Below are 21144 nucleotides of genomic sequence, written 5' to 3' on the forward strand. Positions count from 1 at the left end.
TCTTTTAATGATACAATCCATGACTGGTTATGGGAAATCAGTTTTACAACTCCCAACCAAAAAAATATCTATAGAACTAAAATCACTTAACAGTAAGAATTTAGACGTTAATGCACGCATGCCTTCTATGTATCGTGCAAAAGAATTAGATATAAGAAAGCTTCTGGCTAAACATTTGGTTAGAGGAAAGGTAGATTTTTCGCTTTATGTTGAAATTACTGGTGAAGACACCAGCTCTAAAATCAATAAAACAGTTGTAAAAGAGTACATTAAACAACTAAAGGATGTGGTTGATGGAGATGACGTAGAGTTGTTAAAAATGGCCGTTCGCTTACCAGATGCCGTGACTACAGAACGAGATGACATTGACGAAGAAGAATGGTTAAAAATTGCAGAAAGCATTAATGAAGCCATCTCTAAAATCGTAAACTACAGAGAAGACGAAGGCGCAATTTTAAAGCAAGATTTTACGGATAGAATTTCAACGCTAAAAGAATTACTAGACAAAGTTATTGCAATAGATCCTGAGCGCATTGAAGGAGTTAGAGCGCGTTTAGAAAAAGGAATTGCAGACATTAAGGAGAAGGTAGATGAAAACCGTTTTGAGCAAGAGCTTGTTTACTATATTGAAAAATTCGACATCACAGAAGAAAAAGTAAGGTTAGACAATCATTTAGATTACTTCATTAAAACCCTGAACTCTGATGATTCTAACGGAAAAAAACTAGGCTTTATCTCTCAAGAAATTGGTAGAGAAATCAATACTATTGGCTCAAAATCAAACTATGCACCTATGCAAAAGCTCGTGGTACAAATGAAGGATGAGCTCGAAAAAATAAAGGAACAGTTATTGAATGTGCTTTAATTAAAAACAAATCTACGTGTCTAAAGAAGAATTAAAAAAACAAGGCAAGCTTATTGTATTTTCGGCACCTTCTGGTTCTGGTAAAACCACAATTGTTCGTCATTTATTAAAACAACCCGAATTAAATTTAGAGTTTTCAATATCTGCCACCTCTCGTGAACCTCGTGGTAACGAAGTGCATGGTAAAGATTATTATTACCTCTCGCTAAAAGAATTTAAAAATAAGATTAAGAACGATGAGTTTTTAGAGTGGGAAGAAGTTTATAGAGACAACTTTTACGGCACATTAAAAGCTGAAGTTGAACGTATTTGGGCAAAAGGCAAACACGTTATTTTTGATATTGATGTATCTGGTGGCCTACGTATAAAACGAAAATTTCCAGAGCAAACCTTAGCAGTTTTTGTAAAACCACCAGACTTAAACGAATTGGTGAGACGTCTTAAAGAACGTGGTGAAGAAAGTCCAGAAAAAATAAGTATGCGTGTTGCAAAGGCACCTGCAGAGTTAGCAACTGCTCCGCTTTTTGATGAAATTGTAGTGAACTCTAATTTGGAAGAAGCACTAGAAAACGCATATAAGTTAGTTTCTGATTTTATAAACAAATAACATGAAGGTTGGATTGTATTTTGGCACATTTAACCCAATACACATTGGTCATTTAACGATTGCAAACCACCTTGCTGAACACAGTGATTTAGACCAAATTTGGTTTGTAGTAACACCTCAAAGTCCGTTTAAGAAAAAAAACAGTATGCTCGATAATAGACAGCGTTATGAAATGGTTTACCGAGCAACAAAAGACTATGATAAATTAAAACCAAGTGATATAGAATTTGGGTTAAAACAACCCAACTACACCATAGATACGCTAACTTATCTTGAAGAAAAATTCCCAGATTATGAATTTGCCCTAATCATGGGAGAAGACAATTTAAAAAGTTTTCATAAATGGAAAAATTATGAGTTAATACTAGAGAACTATAGCGTTTATGTATATCCTCGTATATCTGAAGGCAAAACAGATACTCAGTTTAAAGATCACCCAAAAATTCACCATGTAGATGCACCTATTATGGAATTATCTTCAACATTTATTAGAAATTCTATTAAAGAAGGTAAAAACGTTCGTCCTATGTTACCTCACTCAGTTTGGGAATATATTGACGAAATGAATTTTTACAAATAAGCTTCCTTATTTCCAAGTATTAGAAATGATAAAAAGCATTTTCCAAGTGCTCAATGTTATAGGTTTTGTTCTCTTTAACGATAGCAATAATATCAAACCTAACCTCAACATCTAAGTCGTTTTCAGTGACATATTCGTCAACTGCTTTCACCAGGTTTTTAATTTGCTTTGGCTTTACAAAATCTTGAGGATTTCCAAAATCTAACGAACTTCTTGTTTTTACTTCAACTATTGCCAAAACATCACCTTTTTGAGCAATAATATCTACTTCGGCTTTATCAAAACGGTAATTACGTTCTACAATATCATAGCTATTTTCGATTAGAAATTCTACTGCTAGTTGCTCACCTTTTTTACCAAGTTCGTTGTGTTGTGCCATATTAACTTCCTATGAAAGCAGGAATCTTATTTAAAATATAAACTACTTTTTTCCTTCCCAACCTTCAACTCAACTTCTCTACCCAACACTAAAGCTCTATTATCATCTTCGTGACCCGCTGGCATATTAAAAGCTATGGGGAAATTATAATCTGCTAAAGCATCTAATATCAATTGTTCTACCGAGGTTCCCCAAAGTGTTGTGTTTTTTCTCAGTTTAGACATATCACCTACAACCAAACCATTAAGATTTTCAAAATAACCTGCACGCTTCATACTTTGTAGCATACGGTCTATATGATATTTGTACTCACCTATTTCTTCTATGAAAAGAATTTTTCCAGAGGTATCTAAACTTGTATCAGAACCCAACATGGTATGAAGTATCGTTAAATTTCCACCAATCAATTGACCTTTTGCTTCACCTTCTCGGTTATATTTAGAACCTTCTAAATCATAATTTGATGGATTACCAAACAAGGCAGCTTTAAACGTATCTACAGATTCTTGGACTTCTGTAATATCTTGAGTTAGACTCACGCACATTAACGCATGCAAAGATTCAAACCCTTGATTATGCAACTGATTATGTAATGCTGTAATATCGCTGTAACCGATAATCCATTTAGGATTTTCTTTAAGCTTTGTATAATCTAATTTATCTAAAATTCTTACTGTACCATAGCCTCCTCTTGCACACCAAATAGCACTAATTGTAGGGTCGTCCATTGCTTTCTGTAAATCTTCACAACGTTCTTCATCTGTACCTGCAAAATGATCTGCCTTACTGAATACATGTTCACCAACAATAGCATTTAATCCCCATTCTTTTAACAAATCTACCGCTTGCTGAACTTCTCTCTCCCTGTTTTTTAAAATTCCTGATGGTGCTACAATAGCAACAGTATCACCTGCTTTTAAGTATGCTGGTCTTAAGAGTGTATCGTTCATTTTGAGTGAGTTATCTGTTTGATTTTGAGCATAAGCATATTGAATTATACCAAAACTAAGCGTAAAATAAAGAAGTAGTATTGAGTTTTTCAAATCCATAAAAACTGCTTTTTGTAAAGATAAAAGTATTTGTTTTAACCATAAACTATTTTAATACACCTTATGCCAACCAAAACCAAAGGTTAATCCTAAACCAAAGTAGCTCTCTTTACCAATGCTACCAAATAATTTAATACCAAAAGATCTTGAAAATGCGGTTGGTTTTCCAATGGGTATTAAGCCATATATGATTCTATATCTAGACTTTTCACGTTTAAAAAACTTAAATGATATTTCATAAGGAAAAGCCATATAATTAAGACTTGACCTTATGCGATTCCCCTCAACCTCTTTTCTATAAACCGCTGTATTTGTTGAAATTCCTCCTGAAAAACTCAATGAAGAACCATCAAAAATTAATCTTCTCCCATAAAGAAATGCATACTCTGCAAAAGAGTTTCCTTGAACATAAGCTGGAAAAATTAACACATTAGAAAGCCCTCTGTTTCTTTCTTTATTCTTAGAAGCTAAGTAATTATTTCTAAATGTAAAGAGATTTCCTTTTGACTGATAATTTAAGCTGTAACCAAAAACAAGACCATCTGCGCTTCCATTACCAAAACCCAAAACAGCTTCAATATAAGCTATTGGGTTCTCTTTCCCCTTTTCTTTAGTTTCTTGAGCATAAGTTAAAGTGGCACAAAAAATTGCGCCAATGATTAAATTAATTTTTTTCATTGCTTTTATTTCAAATCTAAAGAAAAAAAGTATTCTATTTAAAGTTAGAGAACATTATGTTTCAATACAAAAACTTAATAGTTATTTTTGCTGATTAAACGAAGTATTTATGTCAAAGAGATATACCATTACAGCTGCTTTACCATATACTAATGGTCCAATACATATTGGTCATTTAGCAGGTGTTTATGTACCAGCAGATATTTATTCGAGATATTTAAGATTAACAGGTAATGATGTGGCTTTTATTTGTGGTAGTGATGAGCATGGAGTTCCTATTACAATTAAAGCAAAAAAGGAAGGAGTTACACCACAGGACATTGTAGATAAGTATCATGCGATTATCAAGCAATCATTTGAAGATTTTGGTATTTCTTTTGACAATTATTCTCGTACCTCAGCGAAAATTCATCACGATACGGCTTCAGAATTCTTTAAAACACTTTATGATAAAAATGAGTTTGTTGAAGAAGTATCTGAGCAATTATATGATGAAGAAGCGAATCAGTTCTTGGCAGACCGTTTTGTGATTGGTACGTGCCCAAAATGTGGCTATGAAGAAGCCTACGGTGACCAATGTGAGAATTGCGGAACCAGTCATAATGCTACAGATTTAATAAATCCGAAGTCTGCCATTACAGGAAACACACCAACGTTGAAAGAAACCAAACACTGGTTTTTACCTTTAAATAAGCACGAAGAATTTTTACGTGAGTGGATACTAAAAGGACATAAAAAAGACTGGAAACCTAATGTTTATGGTCAAGTAAAATCTTGGGTTGACGACGGATTACGACCAAGAGCCGTAACCAGAGATTTAGATTGGGGAATTCCTGTTCCTGTAGAAGGTGGTGAAGGCAAAGTTCTTTATGTTTGGTTTGATGCACCAATCGGTTACATTTCTTCAACCAAAGAATGGGCAGAACGTGTCGGCAAAAACTGGGAAGATTACTGGAAAGACGAAAACACCAAATTAGTACACTTTATTGGTAAAGATAATATTGTATTTCACTGTATTATTTTCCCATCAATGTTAAAGGCTGAAGGTTCTTACATTTTACCAGATAATGTGCCTGCCAACGAGTTTTTAAATTTGGAAGGCAATAAACTTTCAACCTCAAAAAACTGGGCAGTTTGGTTACCAGAATATTTAGAAGATTTTCCAAACCAGCAAGATGTATTGCGTTATGCTTTAACGGCTAATGCACCAGAAACTAAGGACAATGATTTTACGTGGAAAGATTTCCAAGCTAGAAATAACAATGAGTTGGTGGCTATTTTCGGCAATTTCATTAATCGTGTTGCTGTACTAACCAACAAATATTACAATGGCGAAATTCCACAACCAGCAGAATTTAAAGCTATAGACGAGGAAACCTTGGCTGCTGTAAAAGCGTATCCTGCAGTAATTGCAAGTTCTATTGAGCGTTATCGTTTTAGAGAAGGTAGCCAAGAACTTATGAATTTAGCACGTCTCGGAAACAAGTATCTAGCAGACGAAGAGCCTTGGAAAACTATAAAAACAGACGAAGAACGTACTAAAACCGTAATGTTTGTGGCTTTACAAATTGCATCAGCTTTAGCAGTGTTAAGCGAACCGTTTTTACCATTTACGTCTAATAAATTGAAATCCATTTTAAATCATTCTGAACTTAATTCTGAATTGACTTGGGAAGACATTTCAACCAAAGACGTTTTACTTCCTGCAGGTCACAGCATCCAATCCGGAAAACCAGAATTATTATTTTCAAAGATTGAAGATGAGACCATACAAAAACAATTAGATAAGCTTGAAGCCAGTAAAAAAGCCAACGAAGCAGCCAACAAAAAAGTAGAGCCTCAAAAAGACGAAATTACTTTTGATGATTTTACAAAATTAGACTTACGCGTTGGTACTATTCTCGAAGCTGAAAAAATGCCAAAAACCAAAAAATTATTGGTACTTAAAGTTGATACTGGTATCGACACACGTACTATTGTTTCTGGTATTGCAGAAAGTTTTTCACCAGAGGAGGTTATCGGTAAACGTGTTACGGTTTTAGTCAACTTAGCACCAAGAAAACTGCGAGGCGTAGAAAGTCAAGGTATGATTTTAATGACTGAAGACGAAAGTGGCAATTTAGTGTTTGTAAATCCAAATATTGAAGGAGTTGCTAATGGTTTGAAGATAAGTTAACGCTTTATACTCTAACTAGATATCGTAAATTTGATAGTCTTCAGCATTTTGGTCAATTAATTTTTGAACATAACTAAGTTTTTACCATCAAAGCTTACTTCATATAACACATTTATAAACGTGGCTTTATGTAAAAAAATGATCTGAGAATGTTGTATTTGATTATATATATGCTCTGAAACATTAATACTACAATTACTGGTTTTTAACTGAAATTTTGTAGCGCTTCTATTGGAGGTTATCTTCAGTTTATCCTTCACCTCAGCTTTAGTAACTATTTTTAGGAACCCTTTACGACTAAATTTCGCATATTGATTGAATTTAATCAGCACCTTGATTGCATAATAAACCAATGCAATAACCAACGGAATTAGAAATATAAATATGCCTTTCCAAAGTACAAATAGCAAGATTGTAATAGGAATAAGAAACATTAAGTCTTTTCTAATAGACTTAAAAAAAACCTTCTTTACTAATTCTATGTCCTTTGTTCTCATAGGCACAGACTTTTCATTAGGCACAAAACTCTGTTTGTTTATTATGTTTGTGGTATCAGCAAAGTCTATTGTTTCTGTGTTTTTTTCTAAAATAGTAAAGGTTAAAATTTCCTTTTTTTTAGGACTAACTTCTAGATATACCTTATCCCCTAATTTCGTTTGGAAATAGTGTTTATAGGGAATACCGTGTTCTTTATTTTCTACGCTTACATAGTAATGCGTTTGTGTGGTTTTACGAGAAGAACCATAGCCGCTAGAACCTCCTCTACTACTATGCCGAGCAGAAGATGTGGTGTGTTTATTTATGCGTTTATCGGTTACAAAACCCGTATAACAATGCTTTACACCTTTTTTTAAATCGGTATAAGTACTCCAAAAAAAGTAAGAAATAACTGCCGCAAAAATAAACGCAATAGCAGTAAAAACAAAAACAGGAACCATTCCCATTTCACCATTTGGTAACACCAGTTTAAAAATGAAGAAAAAAATAGCACCTAGAAAAACACCAAACGCTATAAAAAACAAGTATTGCCTCTTAAGCTTCTTTTTATCCTCTAGCGATAATGGCTTTATTTTATATGAACTTTGATTTGTCATTTATATAGTTTTTAATTCAAAAAGAAGATGTATTAAAACGATTTTATAACACCTAACACATCTTTAAAATAATAGATTGTAAAAGCCATATTTTTAAGAACTAATGAAAAGGAAGCGGTTGTACATTTACATTTATAAAGTATAACAAAATGCCTAAAACTCATGATTTAGTTTTTAGGCTCATATTCTTTTTTGAGTTTGTACTGGCTCGTAATTCTTTTAGATTCATTAACAAAATAGGTACGCTCCTCATTACTTAAAAGTTCGATAATTTTAGATGTATTTTTTCTGGCATAAGGGTTAGGTAAATTAAGAAGATATTGATAAGCTACTTGCTTATCTAAGAGAAATAGCCGTTTTATAAAATTAGCATGACTTTGATTAACTCTATCTATTGGTTGTTTTGCAATCATATTATTATGATCCTTAATAACCATTGGTTTAAAATTTGCATTGTCCACCTTGTAAGTGCTAACATATAATTTTGCTAAACTTTGCAGAGCATCCTCAACTATTTTTGAAGGCGCTGTAGTGTTGTCATTCTGTGTGGCACTTTTTGCATAATCTACAATCAATTTACCCGCTTCAAATTCACCGTAGGTTTTAATATTTGTCTTTTTATCTAGTTTAACTCCTAAGCCTGTGATGTAACCATTGTGGGCAAATGCACCCTTATAGACAAACGCATCTGTAAAAAATTGCCCTGTATAATTTATTTTACCTTTATCGTCCCAATCTCCCATATAACTTTTCCCATCAGTCCACATATAACTACCTGCTTTATATGGTTGACCATTTTTAAAAAAGCCTTCGTAAACATCGCCTTGATTGTATGTTATAGATCCATAGCCATTTGCACAATCACCTAAGCAGTTTCCATTGGTTTTTTGGCTTAAATAGTCGGCAAACAAATTGGTTGTTAATTGACCGTCTGTGTAGATACCTGCTTCAACGGTTTCTCCGTTTTTTACAAAATAGCCATAGCCATGTTGCTTTGCATCTTTCCAATGACCATAATAGTGTAAGTTGCTTTGTTTCCAGTAATAAATGCCATAACCGTTGCGTTGACCTTCATAATAATTGCCATTATAGGTATCTCCATTAGCGTAAACAAACTGTGCGTAACCATGAAGCTTACCATTCTTAAAAAAGCCTTCTGCTTTAGCTCCACTTTTAAAAGTATACGTTCCGTAACCATCAGTGCAATTTCCTGATGTACAAGAAGTGTCTTCTACATTATTTTCTGACTGGTTTGAACTGTTTTCTTTTCCAATGGTATCAACTGAAGGATTAAAATATCTGCCTCTGTTAAAGTTTTCTGGTTTACTTAAATTATAGTTACTTAAAACATAAGATGGTGTGTTGTTAAAACCTAACACATAATCTTGAGTACCTTCTATAAATCCAAATACCTTGAAACCATTTATTTCTTTACCTTTTTCATAAAGTGTAATCTTTTTTTTGTCTTTTGAAGGCACATACCATATTTCATTACCTTTCGATGTCATGGAAACTACCGGAAATGCCCTAGTTTCATTTGATGTTTTGAGCATTGCATTTTCAGCAAAAAACATCTCTTGTTCATTATTAATTAAAATGTGATTAAAATATTTCTTGTATCTCCAATTATTAGAGATGTCATTCCTTTTATAATTTAAGCCGTCTTTAATAAGTAAGGTTTCATTTCCTTTTATTAAAAGAATATTTTTCTCGCCTTGTAAAAGTGGTTTATGAGGAATAATAGCATTTTTAGGCAACGATTTATCAAAGGCATTAGGAGCTATGAAATAGTTGTTTGTAAGTGGATTATAAAAAACATAATCATTACTGAAATTAAACGTAAGAGGTAAGTTAACTAACTTGCTATTTAATACAAGATGAGGTAAATAAATATTAGATGTCAAGTTGATATTTCCTGAAGTGTTTTTAACGGTCACTTTGGCGTCAAAATTTTCAAATTCCTTATGGTAAATAATAACTTGGTTAAACGGATTGCGAATTGGGTTACCGTTAGCATCAGTGTAAAAACGTTTAGTCCAATTACCCTGTATATCAAATTCATAGCTATAGATAATTTCTTCTTGTCTTTTCTTATCTATTCTTCGTACAATTAAACCATTTTTATAATGGTCTTCGCCTTTTAATACCAACGCACCTGTTTCTGAATGCTCATAATTAAAAACAATAAGTACATCTCCTTGTTTTTCATAAGTGTAGGTTCTAATCATTTCACCTTGCATTCTTTTTACCACTCTGTTTTTGCTATCATATTCATACAAAATACCTCCGCTGTAAACGAGGTTTCCTTTACTGTCGTATTTATATTCTGTGGTACCTAAAGTTGGTGACGTATATGAAACTATTCGGTCTAAATGATCTTTAGTAACATATTCGTTTGGATTAAAAAATATTTGATTCCCAAGCTTATCATAATATTGGTGAGTAGCCTGAAAGACATCACCTTTTAGTTCAGTTTTATTAAGATTGCAACCTTGAGGCACAGGATTAACAGGCGCATTCACCCAATCAATATTTTGCGCATAACCAATAAAATTTGCACATAGTATAATGCAGTAGAGTAATTTTTTAATCAAGTTCATAATAAAATATGTGATATTGAGGGTACACAAAGCTACTTTTTAACAAAACGGAATGCTATACGATGAATGTCGTATATTTTAGCTGCGTATCTTTCTATATTTGCTCCTTATTAGGATTAAGAAACATCTATTATATCAATGGTCAATTATATTTTATCTCATACCAAACTATCTAAAACTTCTATTCAAAACACTATAAAGTTACTCAACGAAGATTGTACCATTCCTTTTATTTCGAGATATAGAAAAGAAGCGACTGGCAATTTAGATGAAGTTGAAATTGGCCTGATTGTAAAGTTTAAAGAAGAATTTGAAGCCTTAGAAAAACGAAAAACATCCATCCTAAAAGCTCTGGAAGAACAAGATGTCTTAACGGAAAAATTGAAGCAGAGTATTGAGAACGCTGAAGATTTAACCACACTTGAAGACTTATACTTACCCTACAAGAAAAAGCGAAAAACCAAGGCTGAAACCGCTCGTAAAAATGGATTAGAACCTTTGGCTAAAATCCTAATGAGCCAAAACGCTAACGATATAGAATCTATTGCTTATAAGTATGTAAAAGGGGACATATCATCTACTGAGGAAGCTTTAGAAGGTGCCAGACATATTATTGCCGAATGGATTAACGAGCGTACAGATATTAGAAACGCTTTAAGACAGCAACTAGAACGCTTTGCACAGATAAGCACTAAAGTTGTTAAGGCAAAAGAAACCGAAGAAAAAGCACAAAAATTTAGAGATTATTTTGATTGGTCTGAAAGTTTGGGTCGTATTCCATCGCATCGCTTGCTCGCTATATTACGTGCAGAAAGCGAAGGTTTTATTAGAGTAAAAATTGAAATTGATGACGATAAAGCCTTAGAACGTATAGACCGAAAAATTATTCGGAGCAATAATGCCTGTGCAGACCTGTTAGAATTGGCAATTTCAGACGCTTATAAACGTTTGCTTTTCCCGTCTTTGAGTAAAGAAGCCTTAAATACCGCTAAAGAAAAAGCAGACGATGCAGCCATAACAGTCTTTGCAAAAAATTTGAGACAGCTTTTATTAGGCTCACCTATTGGCGAAAAACGTGTTTTAGCTATCGATCCTGGATTTAGAACCGGTTGTAAAGTAGTTTGTTTAGATGAAAATGGCAATTTAAAACACAATGAAACCATCTATCCGCACGCACCAAAAAACGACTGGACTGTTGCTCTAAAAAAACTGGCTTCACTTACCGAAGCGCATAAAATTGAAGCTATTGCTATTGGTAATGGCACAGCATCGAGAGAAACAGAAGCTTTGGTTAGAAAAATTCAATTTAAAAATGACGTTCAAGTTTTTGTGGTTAGCGAAGCAGGTGCAAGTATTTACTCGGCTTCAAAAATTGCACGAGACGAATTCCCAAATTACGATGTTACTGTAAGAGGTGCTGTGTCTATTGGTAGACGTTTGCAAGATCCTTTAGCAGAATTGGTAAAGATCGATGCCAAATCTATTGGTGTAGGTCAGTACCAGCACGATGTGGACCAAACAAAACTTCAAAAACAACTTGGTGTTGTTGTAGAAAACTGTGTAAATGCTGTTGGTGTTAATATTAATACTGCCAGTGTTTCACTTTTAAGTTATGTGTCTGGAATTGGACCAAAACTAGCGGAAAACATCGTTAACCACAGAACTGAAAATGGTGCGTTCTCATCAAGAAAATCAATAAAAAAAGTACCTCGTTTGGGAGAAAAAGCCTTTGAGCAATCGGCAGCATTTCTAAGAATTAAAGAGGCTAAAAACCCTTTAGATGATTCTTCTGTACATCCTGAAAGTTATGCTATTGTTGAAAAAATGGCTAAAGATGAAGGCATTTCAATTAAAGAATTAATAGGAAACAAAAGCCGACTTCAAAATATCGATTTAAAAAAATACTATACTGAAACCGTTGGTTTACCAACACTTAAAGACATTGTAAAAGAGCTAGAAAAACCTGGTTTAGACATTAGAGAAGAAGCCAAAGTTTTCACTTTTAATCAAAATATAAAAACCATAAACGATCTTCACGAAGGGCAACTTTTACCTGGCATTGTAAATAACATTACCAACTTTGGTTGTTTTGTAGATATTGGTATTAAGGAAAGTGGTTTAATTCATGTTTCGAATCTTAGCGACAACTTTGTTAAAGATGTTAATGAGCACGTGCATCTTCATCAACAAATTATAGTAAAAGTCTTGGATGTTGATGTTGACAGAAAACGTATTCAATTGAAATTGCATAAATAGTAAACTGCACAACAGAGGCTAAACGTCTATACTTTTTTTATTTCACCTATGTAAATGAGCTTCTTTTATAATTGGGAAGACAATTTTTATTTTAACTACTTATTCGCAAAATAAAGTAAGCCTAAAATGTATTAAGGTCTTTTAGTTTTTATTCTTTTAGCGTATCTTTTAGTTCTAAAATCTTAGTTATTAAATTTTTCTAAAAAATGAAAACATCCAATCGTTATAGAGTTCATTTATTCTTGTTTAGTGTTTTTTTTAGTATTATAAACCTCTCTTTTAGCCAAGAGGATGAACAACTAATCAAAGCTTACACAGACTATCATAAAACTGCCAGAGAGATCGTTTATTTACATCTCAATAAGTCTACTTACATCAAAGGAGAAGACATTGGTTTTAAGGCTTATGTTTTAGACAAAAGAAATAAGAAACCTTCAATCTATACTTCTAATCTTTATGTGGTAATTGAAGATTCTAACAACGCTATTGTAAAACAAAAGTTGGTGCGTGTAAAAGAGGGAGTGGCTTCAAACATTTTTGAAGTTGATTCTTCTTTTAGCTCTGGTACTTATAACATTAAAGCCTATACTAATTGGATGCTAAACTTTAACGAAAAAAATTATTACTCAGAGTCTATACAAATACTCGATCCTAACAATAAAGATACTGTAGACACTGTTTTGGCAGAGAATGACATTGACGCTCAATTTTTACCCGAAAGCGGTCACTTACTTAATAATGTGACTAATGTTGTTGGAGTTACTATAAAGGACGAATATGGTTACGGCATCCCAAACTCACGCGGAGAAGTTATTGACAACAACAAAGACGTTGTAACAACCTTTGAAACTAATCAATTTGGAATTGGGAATTTTCAATTAATCCCAACAATAGGCAGCTCATACATCGTAAAAGTCAAAACAGATAACAAGGATTATGAGTTTAATCTAAACCAAAAGATAGAAGAAAAAGGCATCATTATAAGTCTTAGTAAACTAAAAGATAAAATCTATATTTCTTTAGCCACTAATAATGAAACCTTCAATACCATTAAAAACCAAAGGCACACGCTGATGATTCACAATGGTAACAGTTATAATTTAATAGATGTATATTTTACAGACAATACTGTTATTACCAAAATTCTTGACGGCAATACTACTTCGCCAGGTATAAATATTGTTACATTGTTTAATGAAGACGATAAGCCGATTGCAGAGCGTTTGTTTTTTAACCATCAAGGATTAGATATCATAAAGCCTAGTATTATAACGACTTCTACAACAAAAGACTCCCTCGTTTTTAATTTAAATTTTAATTCCGTAGATCCTAAACTTAAAAATTCCTTTAGTGTTTCGGTTTTACCACAAGAAACCAAATCCTACAACAAGCAAAACAACATTATTTCGTCTACGTATTTAGAACCCTATGTAAAAGGAATTATTGAACACCCTAAATACTATTTTACCGATACAGACCTAAAAAAGGAGTATGAACTAGACAACTTACTCATTACACAAGGATGGAGTAGTTACAATTGGGATAACATTTTTAAAGGAGCACCAAACTTAACTCATCAGTTTGAACAAGGTATTACTGTAAAAGCTAATGTTACTTCCAACAACAACGATCAATTAATGTATCGCACAAATAATGAAGGATTTATGATTGCAGAAGTAAATCCTGAAGATTCATATTATTGGATCTATGGATTATATCCAGAAGACAACACTACTATTCAAATGTCTAAAATTACTGAAGCCGATGGACTAAAACCCGCATCAGTGTACTTACAGTTTTTTCCTAAAGCAATACCTCAACTCAATCATAATGCTTCTGATTTAAATTATTATGAAGAAAAAACACTAAAACTTAAACAAGACAATTACACTAAAAATTCTTTTTTTAAAAGTTCAAAAAATCTACAAGAGCTTGATACGGTTACCGTTGAGTCTAGCCCAATACTAGAAAAAAGACTTAAACAACACGAGTTAAGTACTGATAGATTTGGAAGAGTCACAGTAGTTGATGAACAAGATGAAACTAATCTTATCATGTTAACAGACTATATAGACCAAAGAATAAAAAGTGAAAGAATAAGAACTCAAAATAGCAATGACTCTTCGTTAAAAATTGGAAGGTTTCAAATAAATTATTTTTTAGATGATGTACTCTTAACCGACCCAACAATTTTAGAAGGTTTATATTTAGCTGATATTGAGTCTATTGAGTTTAATAGATTTGGTATTGGAGATGGCTACAGAAGTCCCAATGGTTTTGTGAAAATTTACACCAAAAAACTACCTTCAACAAGGTATGACAAGAAAACTACCAAAGCATATGAATTCCCTTTGACATTTAGTAGTGATAAGAAATTTTACATACCAAAATACAAATCGTATAGTGACAATTTTTTCAAAAATTATGGTGTAATAGATTGGAAAACCAACCTTTCAGTTAATGAAAGCGGAAACGTAATTTTTAAAATCGAAAAACCAAAAGTTCCTGTAACACTTTATATTGAGGGTATTGCAAACGACGGTTCTCTTATATCTGAAGACAAAAAAATCACTTTAGATTAATCAGATTTTACACGAAGCTTAATGCTAAAAATAGCATACCACCCAATTTACAAACATCCATTACCTGTAGGACATCGTTTCCCTATGGAGAAATATGAATTGTTACCTCAGCAATTATTGCATGAAGGGACGTGTACAAACGATAATTTTTTTGAGCCAGAGAAACCCAATGACAAATACATTGTTGCTGTACATGACCCAGAATATTACTACGAACTGGTTAATTTAACGTTAGATCAACGAGCCGCCAGAAAAATAGGATTTCCATTGAGCAGAGCATTAGTGGAGCGCGAAGTCATTATTGCAGATGGCACAATAAAAGCTTCTGAATATGCTCTAAAGTATGGTATTGCTATGAATATTGCTGGTGGTACACATCACGCGTACACCAATCGTGGCGAAGCGTTTTGTTTACTCAACGACCAAGCAATTGGGGCACGATATCTTCAAAATAAAGGATTGGCAAATAAAGTTCTTATAGTAGATTTAGATGTACATCAAGGTAATGGTACTGCAGAAATTTTTCAGAATGATGATACTGTATTTACCTTTTCCATGCATGGTAAAAGCAATTATCCTTTTAAAAAAGAATTGAGCGATTTAGACATTGCATTAGATAATGATACCAACGACGATATGTATCTCAACATTTTAAAGGATACACTTCCAAAACTTATAGACGAGCAGCAACCAGATTTCATCTATTATCTATGTGGTGTTGATGTTATTGCTTCAGATAAACTAGGGAAATTAGGTATGACTATAGAAGGCTGTAAAGCGCGCGACCGATTTGTTTTGCAAATCTGTAAAGACCGAAACATTCCTGTTATGTGCAGTATGGGAGGTGGATACTCCGCAGATATAAAAATCATTGTAGATGCACATGCCAATACATTTCGATTAGCTCAAGAGATATTCTTTTAAATTCAAAAATTTACTCTAAAAACTAAATTTGGAGTTATTCCTAAAGATTGCTGTTGCACTTCTGTTACGTCATTATCATTAATACGATAAAAACTATTTATAATATTTTCTCTGTTTAAAAGGTTCCATACAGAAAGCCCTAAATTAGCATTGGTAGCTGAACTTAATCTAAAATTATACAATGCCGAAACATCTACCCTTAGATAATCTTTTAGTGTAGATGAATTGGTACTGTTGTAATTAATTTCACCATTAACGAACTCGTTTCCAATAACTGGTTTAGTTGTTGGTCTACCAGAATTCCAATTTAAACCTGCGGACACTTTTAACTTGCCTGTAGTGTAATTTGTACCAAGCGTAATTGCATGTCTAATGTCATAGTTACTTGGGAAAGTTGCTTCTGGCAAGTCGTTAAAACTGTAGTCGCTATTCATAAAAGAGTAGCTTAACCACGAATTGAAATTATTTAAACGCTTTCTAACTATAAAATCGAGACCTCTTACTTCATTAGATCCGCTAGTTCTCTCAAATTCGTATTGATTCTGAAATCCTTGGCTTTGCGTGGTTATCCCTTTTATCTTCTTGTAATACCCTTCTGCACTTATTAACCAACCACTTTTACTGTAAGATAAGCCTAACGACGCTTGCCTACTTTGTATCACAGGAATATCGTTATCATTAGACAATTGCCATCTGCGCTTTTCTATGCCTAAAAAATCATTTTGAAAATTTATAATCTGAGAACTGTTTTGGTGTTTAAATTCCCCTAAAACTTCAATAGAAAAGAAGTCTAAAAATTTATGTGAAAAACTTAATCTCGGCTCTAACAGATGCTTACTAAATTTATCTATGTAATTATATCTTAAGCCAGAGGTAAGATTTGTTTGTTTATCATTCGATTTATATGAAAGTTGAGAGAACACTCCATGAGTTCTCACCACCTCAGACACCAACAGTCTGAAACGAGGGACATCTACATCATCTAAATTGGTCATTTTTGTTTCCACAAAATGGTAACCACTAAGCAATTGTAGCTTATTATTAAACTTGTGATTTACTTTTAGTTTTACGCTTGTTTCAGATATTTTATTTTCTTGCAGAAATCGTTGTGAATCTAAGAGATTCGCATTAATAGATTTTAACTTATAATCCGTTTCGTAAGCTTCAAAAACGGTTTGCCATTTGGTATTCCAAGTCCTAGAGTAAGAAATTGCTGCTGCAATGCTATTTTGAGATAGACTGCTCTCTCTAGAGTCTTCAACAGAATTGATTGTAGTATTCTCATTAAAAACCAATTCGTTTGCTGCATTTATAAAGTTAACCCTTAATCTGTCGTTCTTATTTATCTTATAAATCCAACGTAATGAAGCATCATAAAAATCAAAAGTTTTGTCAGAGTTTGTAATACTCATGGAATTACTTTCTACTTCTGTGTCTTGTGATATACGCTCAAAAAAATTGTTATACGTAGGAGTCTCTGTAAAATCGCTTAAAGCTTTTCTGGCTGCAACTTGCAATGATGATTTTTTACCAATTGGAACATCGACAAAGCCATTGGCATCAATAAAATTGACACCAATATTTCCATTAAATGTACTATTGATGTCTTTATCAGTTTCCATAGAAATAGTCCCTGAAACACCATCTGTAAATTCTGTAGGAGAGCCATTTTTTGTTAAAGAGACACGTTGAGTTATCTGAGGATTGAACATAGAAATCAGACCGAAAAAATGACCAGATTGATACATTTTTATATCATCCCACAGAATTAAATTCTGATCGTGAGAACCACCTCTAATGTTAATATTAGAAACTGTTTCATTAATACTCTGTATGCCAGGAAAGGCTTGTACCGCCTGCAAAACATCAGTCTCTACCAAGCCAGGCAAAATATCAAATTCTGAGACCTTAATTTCAAAAGAACCATTGCTCAGTTTATTGATACCTTTTACGATATAGCCAGACACCACAACTTCTGACAATTTTTGCAAATCGAAAGCCGCTTCGTTTATAATTACCAAAACCATATTGTCATCGGTAAGTTGATAGCTAAAATCAGTTTGTATTTCTAGGTAGTTCAGAGCCTCTTGTAGCGATAAGGTTTCTTGTGGAGGTTTAACCAAAATAGCAGAAATAGCATCTTCGGCATAATTAAACTGAACTTTATAGCGTTGCTCTAATAATGCTAAAATTTCGGACAAAGCAATCTTGCTCTCAGTCTCTTGCGAAAGAGCACAGAAAGAAAAACTAAAGCTAAGAAGTAGTACTAATATGTACTGCTTAATCTGTATTGCCATAAATTAGCACTTGATTGTGTGAACTAATTTTATAGGTTAAACCCATAGGCTGAGTTATGGCAGAAAGGGCTTTTTCTAAATTATTGTGAGTAAATCCACCAGAAAACAATCGTGTTGTTTTAGTGTCTTTAAAGGTTACTTGCACATTAAACTGACGCTCTAATTCTGAAACAACGTCTTTTAGTGGAACAGCTTTAAAACTGCTTCTATTTTCAACCCAATCTGGTTGGATTGCTTCTGTCTTATCTTGACTAAACTCATTATTTAATATACGAAAGGTATCACCTGCCAACAATTGTCTTGTAATTGTATCTGACGTAACTTTTACGATACCTTCATAACAAATAACTTCAAAATAATCTGATCTTGCTTTTACATTAAACTCCGTTCCAACAACAGTTACCACACCATTATCTGTAATAACATCAAACATTTTTCCTTTGGCTACTTTAAAATAGGCTTCACCTTTAAGATTTAGTTGCCTATTGTCATACCAAGAATCTTTATCATATGTAATTTCAGAATAGGCATTTAAAGTTACACTAGATAAATCAGGAAGTTTAATAGTAGTTTTTTCAGCGAATTGAGTATGTTGTTCAACCATGCTATCATTCATAAACATGGTAAAATAAATCGCCAAGCCAATAACCAAAACACTTGCAATTCTTAACGCTGGTTTTAGCCAGTTTAGACGTTTTACAGACGACCTTACTTTATATTTTGCTTTAAAGGTTTCAAAATCATCAACCTTAGAAAATTCTGATGCTTTGAAATATTTTGAATCCTCAATTATCTTTTGATTAAGAGCAAAATCATCTCGCTTACTAAATGCTTCTTTTTCTGCATCTGTAAGTTCATCATTTAGCCACTTGTTTAATAACTTATCTTCAATCATAAAATTTGCTCCTTAAACATATAACAACTCAGGTTTCAATTCTCCTGATTATTTTATTTTAAAATTTTCGAGCTCTTTTTTCAAAATATTAAAAGCTGCATAAATCCTATATTCCACTACCTTTTGGGTAACTCCCAGCATATCGGCAATTTCACTATGTTTTTTCCCTTCAACTTTATTTAATAAAAAAGCTACACGTTGCTCCTCCTTTAAACTAGCGAGTACATTTTTATATTTTTCCAGATACTGTTCTTGCTCCATAATGAATTCTGGAGTTTCATTTGTGTAGTGTGTAGGTTTGTTTTTTTGATAGTTTAAAACCACTTTTTGATGTTTAATTTCATTAAGCATCAAATTATTTGCAACCGTAAACAAAAAAGACTTAGCCTTAGCAAAAGTGACTTGCTTGCAATTATCCCACAACTTAATAAAAGCTTCTTGCGCCTTGTCTCTAGGATTATACTCAGAACCATATTTATAGTACAAAAAATTGTGTACATCATCTGAGTATTTTTTATAAACACGTTCAAATGCTGCTTCTTCACAGATATTTTCACTAAGATTTTTAGACAAGGTTAAAAAGTTTGCCTAAAGGTATAGAAATATTTTTTTGAAAAAAGTTCAGTAGTTTTTAAAAGTGAGTTGTTATATATTAAATGGCAATAAAATTTTAGTCATTATGAAACTCAAAGCATTTTTAATCTTTCTAATTCTTTCTTCTATTCTTTCTTCTTGTAGAAAAGAGGAAAGAGAGCTTATTCAAACTCCAGAAGATGAGATTTTAGAAGCCAACACAAATATCGCTTCACTTATAAGAAGAACCGCTTCTAACGATGGTTCTCTAGATAACATAGTAGATAAAGCAAATTGTTTTGATATTGCTTTTCCGTACACAGTTAATGTTAATGGTGTAGATATAGACGTAAACTCTGCAAGTGACTATGCCGTTATTGAGTGTGTTTTTGACCAATCTGAAATTGACAATACATTAAACATTGAGTTTCCAATAACAATTATTTTATCAGATTACTCAGAAGTTACCATAAATACTTTGGAAGAATTTGAGTCTTATACCGATAGTTGCAATGCCGAAAATGAATACGACGATGATATAGAGTGTATCGATTTTACATTTCCTATTGAAGCATCAATATTTAATCCAAATAATGAGCTATTAGAAACCATTACAATTGAAAACGATAATCAACTTTTTGATTTTATAGATGATCTTGATGAAGATACTATAACGACCTTCAATTTTCCTTTAACGTTAATCTTATTTGATAATTCTGAAGTTGTAATTAACAATTTTGATGAATTGGAAATAGTGATTGACTATTCTATTAGCTTATGTGATGAAGATGATGACTATGATTATAGTGATGACGATTGTGATGACTGTACAATTTCTGAAATTGAAAGTTTATTGACAAGTTGCTCTAATTGGAATGTTAACCGACTAAAGCGTAATGCTATTGACTATGATAATGCCTATTATAACTACGATTTTAATTTCTTTAGTGATGGCACCATGTCTGTGTATTGGAGCTCCATTATAGAATATGGTACTTGGACCGCTAGCGGTTCTAGTAATAACATAGAAGTTATAATTAATGTCCCAGCTTTACCACTGTGTAATAACAATTGGATTCTGCAAGAAATTAAAAATTGTACCGATGAAACTGAAATCAATTTTGTTGTAGGTGATGATGACAGGATACAATATTTCAATAACTGTAATTAATGAAGAGCATGAAACGTAATTGGATCGCTTTGATAATAGTTCTTATAATAACAACTGTTATAGGTTACAATTATGTTTACCAAGATCATAGAGATATTGAAAGTGAACAAACAGAATTCACAATGTCTTCTGTTGAAATCAACCAATTATTTTCTAAAAACCCTACTTCTGCAGAGCAAAAATTTTTAAATAAAACTATTGAAGTTTCTGGTTTAATAACAGATATCAATAGTAATGACATAACTATAGATGATACGGTATTCTGTCAATTCTCTAATAATCTTGAGCCCTCATTAAATAAGAACGAAAAAGTAAAAATAAAAGGACGAGTTATTGGCTATGATGACTTATTAGAACAAGTGAAACTAGACCAATGCTCAATAAACAAATAACTATTAATCATTTAAATACAAACATC

17 protein-coding genes are annotated in these 21144 nt (G+C 32.7%); 9 read left to right on the forward strand and 8 right to left on the reverse strand.

Features of this window, described 5'->3' with window-relative positions:
- The first annotated feature begins 7 nt into the window (after nucleotides 1–7).
- Genes MST30_RS04580 through nadD form a run of 3 tightly spaced genes read left to right on the forward strand, consistent with a single transcriptional unit; the run spans nucleotide 8 to nucleotide 2052 of the window.
- Nucleotides 8–865 carry a YicC/YloC family endoribonuclease gene (locus tag MST30_RS04580; RefSeq protein ID WP_243473227.1) on the forward strand — a complete coding sequence of 286 codons (858 nt, stop codon included), beginning with the start codon at nucleotides 8–10 and terminating at the stop codon, nucleotides 863–865.
- A gap of 16 nt (nucleotides 866–881) precedes the next feature.
- Nucleotides 882–1472, forward strand: a complete 591-nt coding sequence (gene gmk / locus MST30_RS04585) for a guanylate kinase (RefSeq protein ID WP_243473228.1) — start codon at nucleotides 882–884, stop codon at nucleotides 1470–1472.
- 1 nt (nucleotide 1473) lies between these two features.
- Nucleotides 1474–2052, forward strand: coding sequence for a nicotinate (nicotinamide) nucleotide adenylyltransferase (gene nadD, locus MST30_RS04590; protein WP_243473229.1), 579 nt, complete (start codon nucleotides 1474–1476; stop codon nucleotides 2050–2052).
- Between the two features lie 19 nt (nucleotides 2053–2071).
- Here the strand turns inward: nadD and MST30_RS04595 are convergent, their stop codons facing one another.
- From MST30_RS04595 to MST30_RS04605, 3 genes are read right to left on the reverse strand one after another with little or no spacing between them, the layout of a single operon-like run.
- Nucleotides 2072–2431: a YraN family protein gene (locus MST30_RS04595; RefSeq protein ID WP_243473230.1), complete on the reverse strand. Its 360-nt coding sequence runs from the start codon at nucleotides 2429–2431 to the stop codon at nucleotides 2072–2074.
- 26 nt (nucleotides 2432–2457) lie between these two features.
- Nucleotides 2458–3480 (reverse strand): S66 peptidase family protein, encoded by a 1023-nt coding sequence (locus MST30_RS04600; protein ID WP_441372794.1) that lies wholly within the window; start codon nucleotides 3478–3480, stop codon nucleotides 2458–2460.
- Nucleotides 3481–3531: 51 nt separating this feature from the next.
- Nucleotides 3532–4158 (reverse strand): hypothetical protein, encoded by a 627-nt coding sequence (locus MST30_RS04605; protein ID WP_243473231.1) that lies wholly within the window; start codon nucleotides 4156–4158, stop codon nucleotides 3532–3534.
- A gap of 109 nt (nucleotides 4159–4267) precedes the next feature.
- Here MST30_RS04605 and metG point away from each other — a divergent pair, with 109 nt between their 5' ends.
- Nucleotides 4268–6334 carry a methionine--tRNA ligase gene (metG, locus tag MST30_RS04610; protein WP_243473232.1) on the forward strand — a complete coding sequence of 689 codons (2067 nt, stop codon included), beginning with the start codon at nucleotides 4268–4270 and terminating at the stop codon, nucleotides 6332–6334.
- Between the two features lie 56 nt (nucleotides 6335–6390).
- Here the strand turns inward: metG and MST30_RS04615 are convergent, their stop codons facing one another.
- Complete coding sequence (locus MST30_RS04615) at nucleotides 6391–7428, reverse strand: hypothetical protein (RefSeq protein WP_243473233.1); 1038 nt, start codon at nucleotides 7426–7428, stop codon at nucleotides 6391–6393.
- A 167-nt stretch (nucleotides 7429–7595) separates the two neighbouring features.
- Nucleotides 7596–10028, reverse strand: a complete 2433-nt coding sequence (locus MST30_RS04620) for an MORN repeat-containing protein (RefSeq protein ID WP_243473234.1) — start codon at nucleotides 10026–10028, stop codon at nucleotides 7596–7598.
- A 138-nt stretch (nucleotides 10029–10166) separates the two neighbouring features.
- On the opposite strand from MST30_RS04620, the gene MST30_RS04625 reads away from it, so the two are divergent.
- The 3 genes from MST30_RS04625 to MST30_RS04635 all read left to right on the forward strand — a co-directional run bounded on the left by MST30_RS04625 (nucleotide 10167) and on the right by MST30_RS04635 (nucleotide 15790).
- Complete coding sequence (locus tag MST30_RS04625) at nucleotides 10167–12284, forward strand: Tex family protein (RefSeq protein ID WP_243473235.1); 2118 nt, start codon at nucleotides 10167–10169, stop codon at nucleotides 12282–12284.
- Nucleotides 12285–12490: 206 nt separating this feature from the next.
- Entirely contained in the window at nucleotides 12491–14866 is a 2376-nt protein-coding gene (locus tag MST30_RS04630; protein ID WP_243473236.1) for a hypothetical protein, read from the forward strand.
- A gap of 21 nt (nucleotides 14867–14887) precedes the next feature.
- Nucleotides 14888–15790 (forward strand): histone deacetylase family protein, encoded by a 903-nt coding sequence (locus MST30_RS04635; protein WP_243473237.1) that lies wholly within the window; start codon nucleotides 14888–14890, stop codon nucleotides 15788–15790.
- Nucleotides 15791–15792: 2 nt separating this feature from the next.
- On the opposite strand, the gene MST30_RS04640 is transcribed toward MST30_RS04635, so the two are convergent.
- Genes MST30_RS04640 through MST30_RS04650 form a run of 3 tightly spaced genes read right to left on the reverse strand, consistent with a single transcriptional unit; the run spans nucleotide 15793 to nucleotide 19555 of the window.
- Nucleotides 15793–18087, reverse strand: coding sequence for a TonB-dependent receptor plug domain-containing protein (locus tag MST30_RS04640; protein ID WP_243473238.1), 2295 nt, complete (start codon nucleotides 18085–18087; stop codon nucleotides 15793–15795).
- On the reverse strand, nucleotides 18071–18982 hold the full coding sequence (locus MST30_RS04645) for a FecR family protein (RefSeq protein ID WP_243473239.1): 912 nt from the start codon (nucleotides 18980–18982) through the stop codon (nucleotides 18071–18073). The genes MST30_RS04640 and MST30_RS04645 overlap by 17 nt, the downstream gene beginning before the upstream one ends.
- Nucleotides 18983–19030: 48 nt before the next feature.
- Nucleotides 19031–19555 carry an RNA polymerase sigma factor gene (locus tag MST30_RS04650; RefSeq protein WP_243473240.1) on the reverse strand — a complete coding sequence of 175 codons (525 nt, stop codon included), beginning with the start codon at nucleotides 19553–19555 and terminating at the stop codon, nucleotides 19031–19033.
- Between the two features lie 106 nt (nucleotides 19556–19661).
- On the opposite strand from MST30_RS04650, the gene MST30_RS04655 reads away from it, so the two are divergent.
- The gene (locus MST30_RS04655) at nucleotides 19662–20726 is read left to right on the forward strand and encodes a hypothetical protein (protein ID WP_243473241.1); all 1065 of its coding nucleotides are present in this window, start codon (nucleotides 19662–19664) and stop codon (nucleotides 20724–20726) included.
- Between the two features lie 8 nt (nucleotides 20727–20734).
- The gene (locus MST30_RS04660) at nucleotides 20735–21118 is read left to right on the forward strand and encodes an OB-fold protein (RefSeq protein WP_243473242.1); all 384 of its coding nucleotides are present in this window, start codon (nucleotides 20735–20737) and stop codon (nucleotides 21116–21118) included.
- The last annotated feature ends 26 nt before the right edge of the window (nucleotides 21119–21144 follow it).

Source organism: Winogradskyella sp. MH6 (assembly GCF_022810765.1).
Lineage (GTDB): Bacteria > Bacteroidota > Bacteroidia > Flavobacteriales > Flavobacteriaceae > Winogradskyella.

What these genes read in the sequence shown, in the direction of transcription:
- MST30_RS04580 (WP_243473227.1), top strand. Translation starts at nt 8, where the DNA reads ATGATACAATCCATGACTGGTTATGGGAAATCAGTTTTACAACTCCCA.
- nadD (WP_243473229.1), top strand. Translation starts at nt 1,474, where the DNA reads ATGAAGGTTGGATTGTATTTTGGCACATTTAACCCAATACACATTGGT.
- MST30_RS04595 (WP_243473230.1), bottom strand. Translation starts at nt 2,431, where the DNA reads ATGGCACAACACAACGAACTTGGTAAAAAAGGTGAGCAACTAGCAGTA.
- MST30_RS04600 (WP_441372794.1), bottom strand. Translation starts at nt 3,480, where the DNA reads ATGGATTTGAAAAACTCAATACTACTTCTTTATTTTACGCTTAGTTTT.
- MST30_RS04605 (WP_243473231.1), bottom strand. Translation starts at nt 4,158, where the DNA reads ATGAAAAAAATTAATTTAATCATTGGCGCAATTTTTTGTGCCACTTTA.
- metG (WP_243473232.1), top strand. Translation starts at nt 4,268, where the DNA reads ATGTCAAAGAGATATACCATTACAGCTGCTTTACCATATACTAATGGT.
- MST30_RS04615 (WP_243473233.1), bottom strand. Translation starts at nt 7,428, where the DNA reads ATGACAAATCAAAGTTCATATAAAATAAAGCCATTATCGCTAGAGGAT.
- MST30_RS04620 (WP_243473234.1), bottom strand. Translation starts at nt 10,028, where the DNA reads ATGAACTTGATTAAAAAATTACTCTACTGCATTATACTATGTGCAAAT.
- MST30_RS04625 (WP_243473235.1), top strand. Translation starts at nt 10,167, where the DNA reads ATGGTCAATTATATTTTATCTCATACCAAACTATCTAAAACTTCTATT.
- MST30_RS04630 (WP_243473236.1), top strand. Translation starts at nt 12,491, where the DNA reads ATGAAAACATCCAATCGTTATAGAGTTCATTTATTCTTGTTTAGTGTT.
- MST30_RS04635 (WP_243473237.1), top strand. Translation starts at nt 14,888, where the DNA reads ATGCTAAAAATAGCATACCACCCAATTTACAAACATCCATTACCTGTA.
- MST30_RS04640 (WP_243473238.1), bottom strand. Translation starts at nt 18,087, where the DNA reads ATGGCAATACAGATTAAGCAGTACATATTAGTACTACTTCTTAGCTTT.
- MST30_RS04645 (WP_243473239.1), bottom strand. Translation starts at nt 18,982, where the DNA reads ATGATTGAAGATAAGTTATTAAACAAGTGGCTAAATGATGAACTTACA.
- MST30_RS04655 (WP_243473241.1), top strand. Translation starts at nt 19,662, where the DNA reads ATGAAACTCAAAGCATTTTTAATCTTTCTAATTCTTTCTTCTATTCTT.
- MST30_RS04660 (WP_243473242.1), top strand. Translation starts at nt 20,735, where the DNA reads ATGAAACGTAATTGGATCGCTTTGATAATAGTTCTTATAATAACAACT.